Genomic DNA, 14,216 nt, shown 5'->3' with positions numbered 1-14,216 from the left:
CCGCTGATTAGACTTACCGGCACCCGATGGAAGGAGGAGCTCGATGTCGTTGCTCTCCTCGATCTCGCACCCGCGCGATCTCGACGCCCTCTCGATCGCTCAGCTCGAGACGCTCGCCGGTGAGATCCGCTCGTTCCTCGTCGAGAACGTCGCGCGCAGCGGCGGGCACCTCGGACCCAACCTCGGAGTCGTCGAGCTCACCCTCGCGATCCATCGGGTCTTCGACTCTCCGAACGACCCGGTGGTCTTCGACACCGGGCATCAGTCCTACGTGCACAAGCTGATCACGGGCCGCCAGGACTTCTCGCGGCTGCGCTCGCGGGGCGGCTTGGCTGGCTACCCGCAGCGCAGCGAGAGCGAGCACGACGTCGTCGAGTCGTCGCACGCGTCGAGCTCGCTCAGCTGGGCCGACGGCATCTCACGGGCCTTCGCCCGCACCGGTCGCACCGATCGCCATGTCGTCACCGTGGTCGGCGATGGCTCGCTGACCGGCGGGATGACGTGGGAGGCGCTCAACAACATCTCCGACGACAACGATCGCAACCTGGTCATCGTCGTCAACGACAACGGCCGTTCGTATGCGCCGACGATCGGCGGCATGGCGCGTTTCCTGAACAAGGTGCGCACCACCGAGCGCTACCGGTCGTTGCACGAAGGCTCAGCGTCGCTCTTCGGCCGCCTCGGGCCGGCGGCGCGGGCCGTCTACCGTGGACTCCGCGGTGGGACTCACGGATTCTTGTCCCGGTTCGTGAACAATGAGGCCCTGTACTCGAATCTCGATATCAAGTACCTCGGACCCGTCGACGGCCACGACCTCGAGGCCATGATCGAGACCCTGCGCCTCGCGAAGTCGTACGGTGCTCCGGTCATCGTGCACGCGATCACCGAGAAGGGCCGCGGCTACGCGCCCGCCCGACTCGACGAAGCCGACCAGTTCCATGCCGTGGGGAAGATCGACCCTGCGACGGGCCAGCCGGTCTCCTCCGGTGGCAAGACGACCTGGACCGACGTGTTCGCCGAGGAGCTCGTGTCTGCGGGGGAGCGCCGCGGCGATGTCGTCGCGATCACTGCGGCGATGCTGCGTCCGACCGGGCTGCTGCCCTTCGCGCAGCGGTTCCCCGACCGTGTCCTGGACGTCGGCATCGCGGAGCAGCACGCCGTCGCGGCATCCGCCGGCCTCGCCTTCGGCGGCTTGCATCCGGTCGTCGCGATCTACGCGACGTTCATGAACCGCGCGTTCGACCAGATGATGATGGATGTCGCGCTGCACCGTGCAGGTGTGACGTTCGTCCTCGACCGGGCCGGCGTGACCGGACCCGACGGACCCAGCCATCACGGCATCTGGGACCTCGCGATGCTCCAGCTCGTGCCCGGCGTCCGTATCGCGGCGCCGCGAGACGCTGAGCGTCTCCGCGAGGTATTCCGCGAGGCCGTCGACATCGAGGACGCGCCCACGGTCGTTCGCTATCCGAAGGGATCGGTCGGCGACGAGTTGCCCGCTGTGGAACGTCTGGACGACGGAACCGACGTGCTGGTGCGGGGCGAATCGGACGATGTCCTCATCGTCGGCATCGGCCCGATGGCGCGCCTGGGCATCGAGGTCGCCGAGCGCCTGCGAGCGCAGGGAATCGGCGCGACCGTCATCGATCCTCGCTGGGTGGTCCCGGTCGCTCGCTCGGTCGTGGACCTCGCCGCTGGACACCGGCTGGTCATCACCATCGAGGACGGGATCCGTGTCGGTGGTATCGGCACACGCATCCGCCAGGTTCTTCGCGAGGCCGGCATCGACACGGCCGTCGACGAGCTCGGACTGCCCGACGAGTTCATCGATCACGCGGAGCGCGACGAGATCCTCGACGACGCGGGGCTGACGTCCGCGAAGATCGCGCACGACGTCGTCGCGCAGGTCCTCGGTACCCGCATCCCGATCGCCCGGCCCAGCGCGGATGCCGCGACGGACTGGGCGGATGCCGCCGACGCGCCGGGCCGCGCAGGTGCGAGCGACGGCGAGCCTCAGCCTCGCGGCCGCTGACGTCGTCGCCGGTCGGGGGAGATGATGCGGTAGTTCTCGTCGAGGGCATCCTCGGTGGCGGCGTCCGGGTTCGAGGTCGGCACGACGTCGCCGAACACCTCGGCGTCGAGGCGGAGGGCTCTCCGCATGGTGATGAACCAGGCGCCTGCGAGTCCGAGGGCGCTGAGAGGCACGTTGACGAGGAAGGCGATCGATTCGATCCACCCGTCGCCCGAGTCGCCGATGAGCAAGGGAAGGGCGACGGCCGTGGTGGCGAAGCCGACCAGCGCGCCGTAGGCCGTGAAAGCGATGAGATGTGCGCCGACACGTGGCGAACGTCGCAGGAGGCGGCCGAGTGCGTATGCGCCGGGGGAGCCGATCACCACAGCGGGCACGGAGACGACCAAGATCATCACGGTGCCCACGACCAAGCTGAAGCCGCCCGTCAGCACCGCCCAGGCGACGATGAGTAGCAGCGTGGTCGCGCCCCACGCGCGGGCGATGCCCGCCAGGAACTCGGCGCGGGTGAACGCGAGGGGTTCGGCATCCGTGCGGGGCGAGTCTCGACGTGGTGCGCGCTGCTGTTGCGGGCCGGCGCCCGTCACGACCGGGCCTCGGCGATGAGGTCGAGAAGTTCCCGCACCGGCCGCCGCAGCATCGGGAGGCGCGCCAGTGGGAGCGCCATCGCGAGCAGTGCCAGGCCCTTGTCGAGCAAGCGCCGCGTCTTCGCCTGGTGATCGGACTCGTCGTAGACCCAGTACATCGCGAGCAGCAGATGCGCGAGAACGAGCGCGCCGGGCAGCGCCTCGGCGATGTCCTTCGGAAGCTTGTGGTCGGCACCGTCGACGGCGGTACGGAACAGATCCTCCACGATCGCGAGCGAGGCGTTCGACTCGGGCGACAGCGGGTTGATCGACGATCGCGGCGAGACGGCGGCCGTCAGGAACTCGGGCGCATGGCCATGCGTCGGCGTCAGTTGATCGAGGCCCGTGTGGAAGACGATCGCGAGCCTGTCCTTGAGGTCGCGCTCCGACTCGAGTCCGGGCAGGGCGGCCGCGCGGTGACCCTGCTGCACCTGCAGGTAGAACTCCTGCACGAGCTCGTTCTTCGACGCGAAGTGGTAGTTCGTCGTCCCGACCGACACGCCGGCCTCCGACGCGATGCGGCGGATGGTGGTCGCGTCGTAGCCGCGTTCGCGAAACGAACGCAGCGCCGTCTCGACGATCAGGGCACGTGTGCGGTGGCGCTTCGATCCGGTCGGATCCGGGGTGCTGAACATGTTCAGATACTAGCGTGCAGGCAACCCCGGCCACAGGCTTCCCCGCTCCCGTGGAAGCATGGAGGGATGACCGGCGACAACCTCACCCGTACCGACGCCCAGCATCGTGCAGCCGAGGTCCGGCTCCACACCATCGATGTCTCCCTCGACGTCCGTGACGCCCCGCGCGCCGAGGAGACCACGTTCAGCACCCGCGCGATCCTGTCGTTCGATGCGCGCGTCGGCGGTGAGGCCTGGGTCGACTTCCTCGGTTCGAGCGTCGATGCGGTCATCGTGAACGGCGAGAGCCGGCCCGTGGAATGGGACGGCGCGCGCATCCGCATCCGTGACCTCGCGGAGCGCAACACCGTCTCGATCGCGGCGCGCGGCGTCTACAGCCGCTCGGGGGAGGGCCTCCACCGCTTCGTCGACCCGGTCGACGGCGCCGTCTACCTGTACACGCAGTACGAGCCCGCGGACGCGCGTCGCGTCTACCCGTGTTTCGAGCAGCCGGACCTGAAGGCACGCTGGCGGATGCGGGTCGCGGCGCCGGAGGGCTGGCGGGTGCTGTCCAACGGTGCGGAGACCGACCGCCGCGACCTCGACGGCGGTACCGAGGTCACCTTCGCTGAGACCCTCCCGATCTCCAGTTACATCACCGCCGTCGCAGCAGGCCCCTACCACCGCGTCGGCGCGGTCTGGGACGGACCCGAGGGACCTGTCGACCTGGGCGTCCTGTGCCGTGCCTCGCTGGCGCCGTACCTCGACGCCGAGGAGATCATCGACATCACCCGCCGTGGGCTCGCGTACTTCGGTGAGGCGTTCGGGCTCGGCTATCCGTGGGGCAAGTACGACCAGATCTTCGTGCCCGAGTACAACCTCGGCGCGATGGAGAACCCCGGTCTCGTCACGTTCACCGAGGCGTACGTCTTCCGCGGGGCCGCGACCGCCGCGCAGCGCGAGGCCCGCGCCAACACGATCCTCCACGAGATGGCGCACATGTGGTTCGGCGACCTCGTGACCATGCGGTGGTGGGACGACCTGTGGCTCAAGGAGTCCTTCGCGGACTTCATGGGCTCGCATGCGTCTGTCGCGACCGGGCTCTATCCGGATGCCTGGGTGAGCTTCGCGAGCCGGCGGAAGGGGTGGGCCTACGAGCAGGACCAGCTTCCGACCACGCATCCGATCGTGGCCGACATTCCCGACCTGCAGGCGGCCAAGCTCAACTTCGACGGGATCACGTACGCCAAGGGAGCGTCCGTGCTCAAGCAGCTCGTCGCGTACGTGGGGGAGGAGGCGTTCTTCGCCGGCGCGCGCAAGTACTTCGCCGACAACGCCTTCGGGAACACCACGCTCGGTGATCTGCTGGACGCCCTGGAGCACACCTCCGGGCGCGACCTGCGGGCGTGGAGTCGCGCCTGGCTCGAGACCACCGGGATGTCGGATCTGTCGGTCGAGCGCGATGGATCGGACGGCGTCACGATCGTCCAGACCGATCCCCGACCCCACCGCGTGACGATCGGACGGTACGCGGCGTCGGAGGGGGCGCTCCGCCGAGAGGGCGGGGTCGAGCTCGATCTCGTCGACGCCCGGACGCCGCTGCCCGGTGATGCCGCGGGCGTGATCATCCCGAACGACGACGACCGCACCTATGCCAAGGTGCGCCTCGACGGTGACACGACGGCAGCCCTCGAGCGCTCGCTCTCGACGGTCGGCGACCCGCTCGCTCGTTCGGTGGCGTGGGCCGCGCTCTGGAACGCGGTTCGCGACGGTCGCCTCGAAGTGGCGCGCTACCTCGAGATCGTCGGAGCACACGCCGCGGCCGAGACCCACATCGGCCTCCTCACCGACGCGGTCGCGCATGCCGACTACGCGATCGCCCATTACGCCGCTCCCGCACAGCGCGAGTCGCTCGCCGCGCGCTGGCTGGAGACCGTCTGGCGGTCGTTGCACGAAGCCCGCCCCGGGACGGACGCCCAGCTTGTCTGGGCGCGCGCCCTGGGCGCTGCCGCCGCGGTGGATGCGGGGCGTGCGGCGTCGTTGCGCCAGCTGCTCGCCGGCGAAGGGCAGCTCCCCGAGGGTCTCGTGCTCGATGCGGACCTGCGATGGAGCTGGCTGTTCGCGCTCGCCTCGACGGGCCAGGCCAGCGCCGCCGAGATCGACGCCGAGCTGGTCCGCGACGATACCTCGAAGGGCAGGCGAGCCCACCGCGCCGCCCGAGCGGCGCTGCCGGAGGCGCCGGTGCGCGAGGCCGCGTGGGTCGCGGCATGGACAGACGAGACCCTGTCGAACGACGAGCTCGACGCCACGATCGCGGGTGTCCGCGCCGGAGGGCGGCGCGATCTCATCGCGGCCCTCGACGGCGACTATTTCTCGCGCATCGGCCGAGTCTGGGAGACCCGGAGCATCGAGATCGCGCGCCGCCTCGTGCGCGGTCTGTTCCCGGCGACGGATGACCTGACGGCGGCGACGACGTGGCTGGACTCGAACCCCGGGGCGCCGGCCGCGTTGCGTCGCATCGTGATCGAGCAGCGCGATGTCCGCGAGCGCGACCTGCGCGTGCAGAGCGCGCAGGGCCGACCGGCGTGACGCGACGAGGACCCCGCGGCTTCATGCCACGGGGTCCTCGTCGGCGGTGCAGCGCTGGCTGTCAGCGGTTCGCGATCCCGCGGATGGGCGGGTGGTGGAACGTGTCGCCGAACGCCCGCTCCGATGCGCCCTCCCGATCGAGGTAGGGCGAAGCACCGCCGTCGACGAACGGCCAGCCGGCGCCCAGGATGAGACACAGGTCGATGTCCTGGACCTCGGGAACGACGCCCTCGTCGAGCATGAGCTTGATCTCCTGCGCCAGGCCGTCCTGAACGCGCTGGAGGATCGTGTCGGCCGCGACCGGCGACGAACCCGTCGCCTTCTTCGCGATCTTCTCCGCGGCCTTGGTGAAGCCGGTGACCCGTCCTCCCTTGTCCTTCTCGACGACCTCGGGCAGTTCCGCGAGCTGGTGGAAGTTCTCGTTCGCATAGAAGCGGTCGGGGAACGCCGAGGTCATCGTGTCCTGCACGTGTGCGGCGACCTTCCAGCCGACGAGGTCGATGAGCTGGAAGGGCCCCATCGGCAGCCCGAGCGGCGCGAAGGCCTTCTCGACATCGGCGACCGGCGTGCCCTCGTAGACGGCACGCGCCGCCTCGCCCATGACTTTCGCCAGCAGTCGGTTCACGACGAAGCCGGGCGCGTCGGCTGTCAGGACGGCGTTCTTGCCGAGGCCCTTCGCGACGACGAACGCGGTTGACAGGGCAGCATCCGTCGTCTGCGATGTCTTCACGACCTCGATCAGCGGCATGACCGCGACGGGGTTGAAGAAGTGGAAGCCGACGAGACGCTCGGGGTGGGCGAGCTTCGCGCCGATCTCCGCCACGGACAGCGACGAGGTGTTCGTCGCGAGGATCGCGTCGTCGGCGATGATCTTCTCGATCTCGCCGAAGACCTGCTGCTTGACCCCGACCTCCTCGAACACCGCCTCGATGACGAAGTCGCAGTCGGCGTACTCGCTCTTGTCGACCGTGCCGTGCACGAGCGAGCGGAGCTTGCCCGCCGTGTCGGAATCGATGCGGCCCTTCGCCTCGAGCTTGCCGATCTCGTCGCGGATGTAGGCGAGCCCCTTGTCGACGCGCGCCTGATCGAGGTCCGTGATGAGCACGGGCACCTGGAGCTTGCGGACGAACAGCAGCGCGAACTGGCTGGCCATGAGGCCCGCGCCGATGACGCCGACCTTCGTCACCTTCTTCGCCAGCGCCTTGTCGGGAGCGCCGACCGGCCGCTTCGCGCGCTTCTGCACCAGGTCGAAGGCGTACATCGACGCGGCGAACTGGTCACCCGAGATCAGTTCGGCCAGAGCGTCGTCCTCGCGGGCGAAGCCTTCGTCGCGTGAGCCGCCGCGGGCCTTCTCAAGCAGCTCGAGGGCCAGGTAGGGGGCCTTCGGGACGGTGCCGATCTTCGACTCGAGCATGCCGCGGGCAACCTTGACGGCGATCGGCCACTTGGTCAGGCGCTCGAGCTTGCCGGGCTCGTTCTTGCGCGTGACCGAGACGGCGCCCGACAGCACGCGGTCGGCCCAGGCGAGCGAGTCCTCGAGGTAGCTCACCGCGGGGAAGATCGCGTCCATGATGCCCAGGTCGTACGCCTGCTGCGGCTTGAGCACGCGGTTCTGCTTGAGCGGATTGCTGATGACCACTTCGAGCGCGTTCTCGATCCCGATGAGGTTCGGCAGCAGGTAGGCGCCTCCCCAGCCCGGGATGAGCCCGAGGAAGACCTCGGGCAGCGCGATCGCCGCGGCGGAGGCGTCCACGGTGCGGTAGGTGCTGTTGAGCGCGATCTCGAGACCGCCGCCGAGGGCGAGGCCGTTCACGAAAGCGAAGGAGGGGACGCCGAGCTGCGACAGACGCCCGAGCACCTGGTGCCCGCGCTGCGCGACGAGCCTCGCGATTTCCTTCGAGGGCAACCGTGAGACATCGGAGAGGTCGGCGCCCGCAGCGAGGATGTACTGCTTGCCGGTGATGCCGACGGCGTCGATCTCCCCGGCCGCCGCACGGGCGGCGATCGTGTCGAGCACGCCGCCCAGCTCGGCGAGCGTCGCCGGACCGAGCGTGTTCGGCCGGGTGTGGTCTCGTCCGTTGTCGAGGGTGACGAGCGCTAGCGTGCGGCCCGAGGCGAGCCGGACATCGCGCACCAGCGAATGCGTGACGACCTCGTCACCGGTGAGGGCGTCGAGGGGGGAGAAGTCGATGTCGTCGTAGGTCATGTCGGCGCGCCTCACTTCTTCGCGGTCTTCTTCTTGCCGGTGTAGTGCGGGTTCTCCCAGATCACGGATCCGCCCTGGCCGAGGCCCACGCACATCGCGGTGAGGCCGTAGCGGACGTCGGGGCGCTCGGCGAACTGCGCGGCGAGCTGGATCATCAGACGCACACCGGATGCCGCCAGGGGGTGACCGACCGCGATCGCGCCGCCCCACGGGTTGACGCGCGGATCGTCGTCGTCGATGCCGAAGTGGTCGAGCAGCGAGAGCACCTGCACCGCGAACGCCTCGTTGAGCTCGAAGAGCCCGATGTCGTCGATCGTCAGGCCGGCCTTGGCGAGCGCCTTCTCGGTCGAGGGGATGGGGCCGATGCCCATCACCTCGGGCTGGACGCCGGCGAAGCCGAACGAGACCATCCGCATCTTCGGGGTGAGCCCGAGCTCCTTCACCGCGCGCGAGCCGGCGAGAAGGCTGATGGTCGCGCCATCGGTGAGGGGCGACGAAGTGCCCGCGGTGACGCGGCCGTGCGGCCGGAAGGGGGTCTTCAGCTGCGCGAGGCCCTCCATGGTGGTCTCGGGCCGGCGCCCCTCATCCTCGGTCGCGAGGCCCCACGCGCCGTCCGCGGACTTCACCGCGACGGGAACGAGGTCGGGCTGCAGCTTGCCGGCGTCGTACGCGGCCTGCGCCTTCTGCTGGCTGCGCATGCCGAACCGGTCGGCGCGCTCCTTCGTGAGGACCGGGAAGCGGTCGTGCAGGCGCTCGGCGGTGATGCCCATGTTCAGGGCATCTGCGCTGACGAGCTTCTCGGTGAGGAAGCGGGGATTGGGGTCGGTGTCTCCGCCGCCGAGCGGGTGGCGGCCCATGTGCTCGACGCCGCCCGCGAGGGCGAGGTCGTACATGCCGATGCCGATCGACCCGGCCATCGTGGTGACGCTGGTCATCGCGCCTGCGCACATGCGGTCGATGGCGAAGCCCGGCACGCTCTGCGGAAGGCCGGCGAGGATCGCCGCAGTGCGGCCGAGGGTCAGGCCCTGATCGCCCTGCTGCGTCGTCGCGGCGATCGCCACGTCATCGATCCGGTCGAGCGGCACATCGGGGTTGCGTTCGATCACGCCCCGGATCGCTTTGACGACGAGGTCGTCCGCTCGGGTGTTCCAGTACATGCCCTTCTCGCCGGCGCGCCCGAACGGGGTACGCATGCCGTCGATGAAGTAGACGTCCGAGATCTCGGCCACTTTGCCTCCAGAAGATGGGATCGACTCCAGCCTAGAGAGCCGGGGAGGCCGGGAAAATCGGTTGGGTCGAACCTACGAACCGCTCGAGGAGGGCGCGGCATCCCCGTTCACGGAATCCACAAAGGCTTGCGCGATCACCTGTGCGGTCTGCTCAATCTGCCACGGACGTGCGCCGAGCTCGGCAAGTGCTGCGCCGACCGTCTCAGCGGAGATCTCGGCGGGCGGCGCCCACGCCACGCGGCGCAGGAGCTCGGGCGTGAGCAGGTTCTCCGTCGGCATCGACAGCTCCTCGGCGCGCTGCTCGACGAGTGGCTTCGCCGCCTTCAGGCGGGCGTCGGCGGGAGGGTTCCGGTCGACCCAGGCCCGCACCGGCGGCAGTCCGTCGCCGGGCAGCCGGTCCGGCGGCAACGACTGCTCGGCCCGGCCCGCCTCGAAGGCCGCCCACCAGCGGTCGAGCTGCGAGCGGCTCGCGCGGCCGGTGAAGTCCTTGACCTTCGCCAGGTCCTGCTTCGTCTTCGGGTCGGCGGCGAGCGCCGCGACGAGCGCGCGGTCGGGGACGAGCCGGCCCGGAGCGATGTCCTGCTCGCGGGCGTACTCCTCGCGCGCGGTCCACAGCGCACGAGCGACGGCGAGGGCACGCCGGCCGCGAATGGTGTGCAGGCCGCTGAGTCGGCGCCACGGATCCTCGCGGGGCGGCTTGACCGGCCGGTCGAGCACGGCTTGGAACTCCTGGGCCGCGAACTCCACCTTGCCCTGGGCCTCGAGCTCGCGGGCGAGCACGTCGCGGACGTCGATCAGGTGCTCGACGTCGAGAGCGGCGTACTCGAGCCACGATTGCGGCAGCGGGCGCGTCGACCAGTCGGCGGCCGAGTGCGCTTTCGCGAGGACGATGCCCAGCGTGTCCTCGACCACGGCGCCGAGCCCGACGCGGGCGTGGCCCAGCAGCCGTGCGGCCAGCTCGGTGTCGAAGATCGATGTCGGGTCGAGGCCGGCCTCGCGCAGCGAAGGCAGGTCTTGGCTCGCGGCATGCAGCACCCACTCGATCTCGCCGATCGCTGCCTGGAGGGGCGCGAAGGTCGAGATCGCCGGCGGGTCGAACAGGTGCACGCCCGCGCCGCGGCGGAACACCTGGATGAGATAGGCGCGTTGCGAGTATCGGAAGCCCGACGCCCGTTCGACGTCGACGGCGACGGGGCCGTCACCGGCCGCGAGCAGTTCCGCGGCGCGTTCGAGTCCGGCGTCATCGGCGATGACGGTGTATTCAGCCACGGTTCCCCCGGCGTGCTCCGAAAACGGCGACGCCCTCCGACCCCGGAGGAAGGCCGGCCAGCATGCAGGTCAGTTCCGCCCAGGCGTCGATGTGGGCGGTGATGTCTCCGACGGGGGTCCACGAGGCGCGCAGCTCGATCTGCGCACCGTCGCCCTCCTCGGCAAGGCTCCCGAAGCCGCGCGAGAGTGTCTTCGTCGCGGTCCCCGAAACCGAGTGGAACGAGGCGTCGCGGTGATCGAGAGCGTCGATCAGCCATGACCAGGCGACCTCGGCGAGAAGCGGATCGACTCCGATCTCGGGTTCGAGCGGCGCCTGAGCGAAAGCGACGATGCGCCACGGACCGCCCCAGGCGTCGGGCTCGTCGTCGTCGTGGAGGATGACGATGCGCCCGGTGCCGTAGGGGGAGTCGACGGCGTGATCCTCGGGCCGCACATCGCCCGCGAGTGCGAGGGCCTCCGGCGCGAGCCCGGTCGGTGCGGGGATCTCGCGCACCACGAGGTCGTCGCGGAACGTCATCGCCAGCACCGCATCGCGAGCGACGACGAATGCCGTCGCGTCGGCGGGAGGACGGGAATCGGCCACGTCGACAGACTAGAGTGAGGCCTCGATGATGGGTTCCAGGCGCGCCGGGGCTGCGGGCGCATCTCCCGCAGCAGCCACCGCCGCGAAGACGACGATCGCGGCGCTCGCCGGAGCCCTCGGTATCTCGCTCGCGGCGCTCGGCACCGTGTCGATGCGCGTAGCTCGCAGAGTCGTGACGCCCGCGGGGCGGGTGCCCGATACGGAACTGCTCGCCGTCGACGTTGCCGCGCAGACGCTCACCCTCTCGCGCACCCCAGACACCGAGCTCCCCGGTCGATACGGGCTGTTCACGACGGGCACCGCGTCGTACGTCAAGGTCGGCGCCGTGCTGGCTCTGGACGAGAGTTCGGTCAAGCGCAAGCTGCTCACGCAGATCGGAACCGACGACCGGCTGTCGGCTGCTGCCGCGTTCAGCGGCTGGTACTACTCCGATCCTGCGGAGCTGCACCTGCCGTACCACTCCGAGCTCGTCGGGTCCCCGCTCGGACCCTGCCCGGCATGGTTCTTCCCGGCCACGGACGAAACCGGAGCGCCGAGCGACACCTGGGTCATTCAGATCCACGGACGTGGCACGACGCGGACCGAGACGCTCCGCGCGGTGCCGGTGTTCCACGCCGCCGGTGTCTCATCCCTGCTGGTGTCGTATCGCAACGACGGCGAGGCGCCGCGCAGTCGCTCGGGCACGTACATGCTCGGCGCGACCGAATGGCGCGACGTGGATGCCGCGATCGGAGCGGCCCGCCGCCGCGGCGCGCGCCGGATCTTCCTCATGGGCTGGTCGATGGGCGGCGCGATCGCCCTCCAGGTGGCACTCAACTCGGCCCATCGCGACATCATCGCCGGAGTCGTGCTCGAATCGCCGGCGATCGACTGGCGCATCGTGCTCGACTACCAGGCGCACCTGCTGCGCATCCCGGGGCCGGTCGCGAGCACGGCCGTGCGGGCACTGGACAGTGAGTGGGGCTCGCGGGTCGTCGGGCTGAACACGCCGATACCGTTCGACCGGCTCGACGTGGTCGCGCGTGCGGCCGAGCTGCGGCATCCGATCCTCATCCTGCACAGCGACGACGACGGCTTCGTCCCCGCGGACGCGTCGTATCAGCTGGCGGAGGCGCGTCCCGACCTCGTCGAGCTCGAGGTGTTCCGGACCGCCCGGCACACGAAGCTGTGGAATTACGACCCCGAACGGTGGACTTCGGTCATCCGCGAGTGGCTCGAGCGCCGACGCTCAGCCGTAGATAGCTGAAGCCCGCGGCATCCATCAGGGCGCCCGCGACGGCGGTCGGCGCGTCGTCGGCGACCGGCAGGACCGCATGCCGGACGGGGCCGATCCGTGGCGCGACCGTGAGACAGATCTCGTCGACCACGCCCGCGGCGACGAACTGCGCTGCGAGGGTCGGTCCTCCCTCGCAGACGACGCGCTCCCAGCCGCGGGCCGATAGGGCGGCCAGCACGTCGTCTGGGGACAGATCGGGACCGCGGCCAGCGGTGACGACGGTGACCCCGGCCGGCGCCTCGGGGTGGATGCCGTCGGGGACGACGAGGACGACGCGCCCGGCCTCGGCCTCGGCCAGGCGGTGGCCGTCGAGACGCCCCGACCGCGAGACGATCGCGAGGGCAGCGGTGCGCGGGACGACGTAGCCCTCGGCCCGGACGCTCTCCGCGCCCACGACGACGACGTCGGCATCCCGGCGGATGATGCCGAGGATGCTGCGGTCGGTCGGGCTCGTGATGGTGTCGCTCGTCCCGTCACCGCCGGAAGCCGACCCGGTGAGGGTGGTCACCATGTTCAGGCGGACGTACGCGCCCGGCGCTCGCCGGTAGCGCCGCTCGAGCCACGCCCGTCCGTCATCCGTCGCGGAATCGGCGCTTTCGCCGGTTTCCGGAAGCATCTCGGTCACACGCACGGCGTCATCCTTTCACGCGGTTAGGGTTGATCCGTGACGAGCACATCCGCCGGAATCCTGCGTCTCAGCGACCGCCGTCCCGAGGTGAGCGGCACCGAGATGCTCGCCGCCCTGGTGCCGCCGCCGCAGTTCGACGCGGCGACGTTCGATTCGTACCGGGCCGACCCGCAGTACCCGTCGCAGCAAGAGGCGAAGGACCTCCTCGAGGCGTTCGCCGGGGGCAGCGCCCCCGCGGCGCGCGGGGGACTGTTCCGCCGTGCGAAGAAGGTGCCCGAGACGAAGCCCGGCGTCTATCTCGACGGCGGCTTCGGCGTCGGCAAGACCCACCTGCTCGCCGCGATCTATCACGCGATGCCGGCACGCCGGAAGTACTTCGGGTCGTTCATCGAGTACACCGCGCTCGTGGGGGCCGTCGGCTACCAGAACACCGTGCAGCTCCTCCGCGGGGCCGATCTGCTCTGCATCGACGAGTTCGAGCTCGACGACCCGGGCGACACGATGGTGATGACGCGGCTCCTCGGCGAGCTCGTCGCGTCGGGCACGCGTCTCGCGGCGACCTCGAACACGCCGCCGAACGCGCTGGGCGAGGGGCGATTCGCCGCTCAGGACTTCCTGCGCGAGATCCACGCGATGTCGGCGAGCTTCCAGACGATCCGGATCGACGGCACCGACTACCGGCAGCGTGCCGTCGACGGGCACGCCGTCGCACTCGCGCCCGATGAATACGAGGCGACGATCGCGGAGGCCGCGGCATCCGGACTCGTCTCGGACGACGCGTTCGCCGACGTCATCGCGCACCTCGCGACCGTCCACCCCTCGCGCTACATCCGTCTCGTCGATGACATCGCCACGATCGGCCTGCGTGACGTGACGCAGTTGACGGACCAGTCGGCCGCCCTGCGCTTCGTCGCGTTCGTTGACCGCGCCTACGACGCGCAGATCCCGATCCGCGCGACGGGGCGTCCGCTCGACGAGGTGTTCGGCGACGAGATGCTCGGCGGGGGATACCGCAAGAAGTACCTGCGCGCCATCTCGCGCCTCGTGGCTCTCACCCACTCCTGAGCGCCTGTGCAGGAGTCGTGCGGCGCGAGGAAACCTGATGTTTACCGGGGGAGCGGCAGCGTAACCGTTCGGAAACACGACTGCGCCGTCGGGGGAAACTGA

The 14,216-nt window shown here is 70.0% G+C and carries 11 protein-coding genes; 4 read left to right on the top strand and 7 right to left on the bottom strand.

Annotated features, from left to right (window positions below; genetic code table 11):
• The first annotated feature begins 43 nt into the window (after positions 1–43).
• On the top strand, positions 44–2,032 hold the full coding sequence (gene dxs, locus ACLBWJ_RS03025) for a 1-deoxy-D-xylulose-5-phosphate synthase (protein ID WP_447659720.1): 1,989 nt from the start codon (positions 44–46) through the stop codon (positions 2,030–2,032).
• Here dxs and ACLBWJ_RS03020 read toward each other — a convergent pair.
• Together ACLBWJ_RS03020 and ACLBWJ_RS03015 are read right to left on the bottom strand one after the other, a co-directional pair.
• A complete protein-coding gene (locus tag ACLBWJ_RS03020; RefSeq protein WP_447659719.1) occupies positions 2,014–2,616 on the bottom strand; it encodes a hypothetical protein in 603 nt (200 codons plus the stop codon). The two genes, dxs and ACLBWJ_RS03020, sit on opposite strands and share 19 nt — an antisense overlap.
• Complete coding sequence (locus ACLBWJ_RS03015) at positions 2,613–3,290, bottom strand: TetR/AcrR family transcriptional regulator (protein ID WP_323987550.1); 678 nt, start codon at positions 3,288–3,290, stop codon at positions 2,613–2,615. Before ACLBWJ_RS03015 ends, ACLBWJ_RS03020 begins: the two co-directional genes overlap by 4 nt.
• A gap of 66 nt (positions 3,291–3,356) precedes the next feature.
• On the opposite strand from ACLBWJ_RS03015, the gene pepN reads away from it, so the two are divergent.
• Positions 3,357–5,858 carry an aminopeptidase N gene (pepN, locus tag ACLBWJ_RS03010; protein ID WP_447659718.1) on the top strand — a complete coding sequence of 834 codons (2,502 nt, stop codon included), beginning with the start codon at positions 3,357–3,359 and terminating at the stop codon, positions 5,856–5,858.
• Positions 5,859–5,919: 61 nt separating this feature from the next.
• Here the strand turns inward: pepN and ACLBWJ_RS03005 are convergent, their stop codons facing one another.
• From ACLBWJ_RS03005 to ACLBWJ_RS02990, 4 genes are all read right to left on the bottom strand, one after another.
• Positions 5,920–8,064, bottom strand: coding sequence for a 3-hydroxyacyl-CoA dehydrogenase NAD-binding domain-containing protein (locus tag ACLBWJ_RS03005; RefSeq protein WP_282502420.1), 2,145 nt, complete (start codon positions 8,062–8,064; stop codon positions 5,920–5,922).
• Positions 8,065–8,075: 11 nt separating this feature from the next.
• Positions 8,076–9,293, bottom strand: coding sequence for a thiolase family protein (locus tag ACLBWJ_RS03000; protein WP_112614188.1), 1,218 nt, complete (start codon positions 9,291–9,293; stop codon positions 8,076–8,078).
• 72 nt (positions 9,294–9,365) lie between these two features.
• A complete protein-coding gene (locus ACLBWJ_RS02995; RefSeq protein ID WP_282502421.1) occupies positions 9,366–10,562 on the bottom strand; it encodes a ribonuclease D in 1,197 nt (398 codons plus the stop codon).
• Positions 10,555–11,145, bottom strand: a complete 591-nt coding sequence (locus ACLBWJ_RS02990) for a DUF3000 domain-containing protein (protein WP_114587835.1) — start codon at positions 11,143–11,145, stop codon at positions 10,555–10,557. The genes ACLBWJ_RS02995 and ACLBWJ_RS02990 overlap by 8 nt, the downstream gene beginning before the upstream one ends.
• 25 nt (positions 11,146–11,170) lie before the next feature.
• Here ACLBWJ_RS02990 and ACLBWJ_RS02985 point away from each other — a divergent pair, with 25 nt between their 5' ends.
• Positions 11,171–12,391 carry an alpha/beta hydrolase family protein gene (locus ACLBWJ_RS02985; protein ID WP_274177697.1) on the top strand — a complete coding sequence of 407 codons (1,221 nt, stop codon included), beginning with the start codon at positions 11,171–11,173 and terminating at the stop codon, positions 12,389–12,391.
• Here the strand turns inward: ACLBWJ_RS02985 and ACLBWJ_RS02980 are convergent.
• The gene (locus tag ACLBWJ_RS02980; protein WP_274177698.1) at positions 12,345–13,052 is read right to left on the bottom strand and encodes a dihydrofolate reductase family protein; all 708 of its coding nucleotides are present in this window, start codon (positions 13,050–13,052) and stop codon (positions 12,345–12,347) included. The genes ACLBWJ_RS02985 and ACLBWJ_RS02980 overlap by 47 nt on opposite strands.
• A gap of 33 nt (positions 13,053–13,085) precedes the next feature.
• Here ACLBWJ_RS02980 and zapE point away from each other — a divergent pair, with 33 nt between their 5' ends.
• Positions 13,086–14,114: a cell division protein ZapE gene (gene zapE / locus ACLBWJ_RS02975; protein ID WP_274177699.1), complete on the top strand. Its 1,029-nt coding sequence runs from the start codon at positions 13,086–13,088 to the stop codon at positions 14,112–14,114.
• Positions 14,115–14,216: the final 102 nt, after the last annotated feature.

The sequence above is a fragment of the Microbacterium sp. M4A5_1d genome, assembly GCF_053345465.1.
The sequence above is the reverse complement of the archived record's forward strand: the minus strand, read 5'-3'. Positions and strand labels throughout refer to the sequence as shown.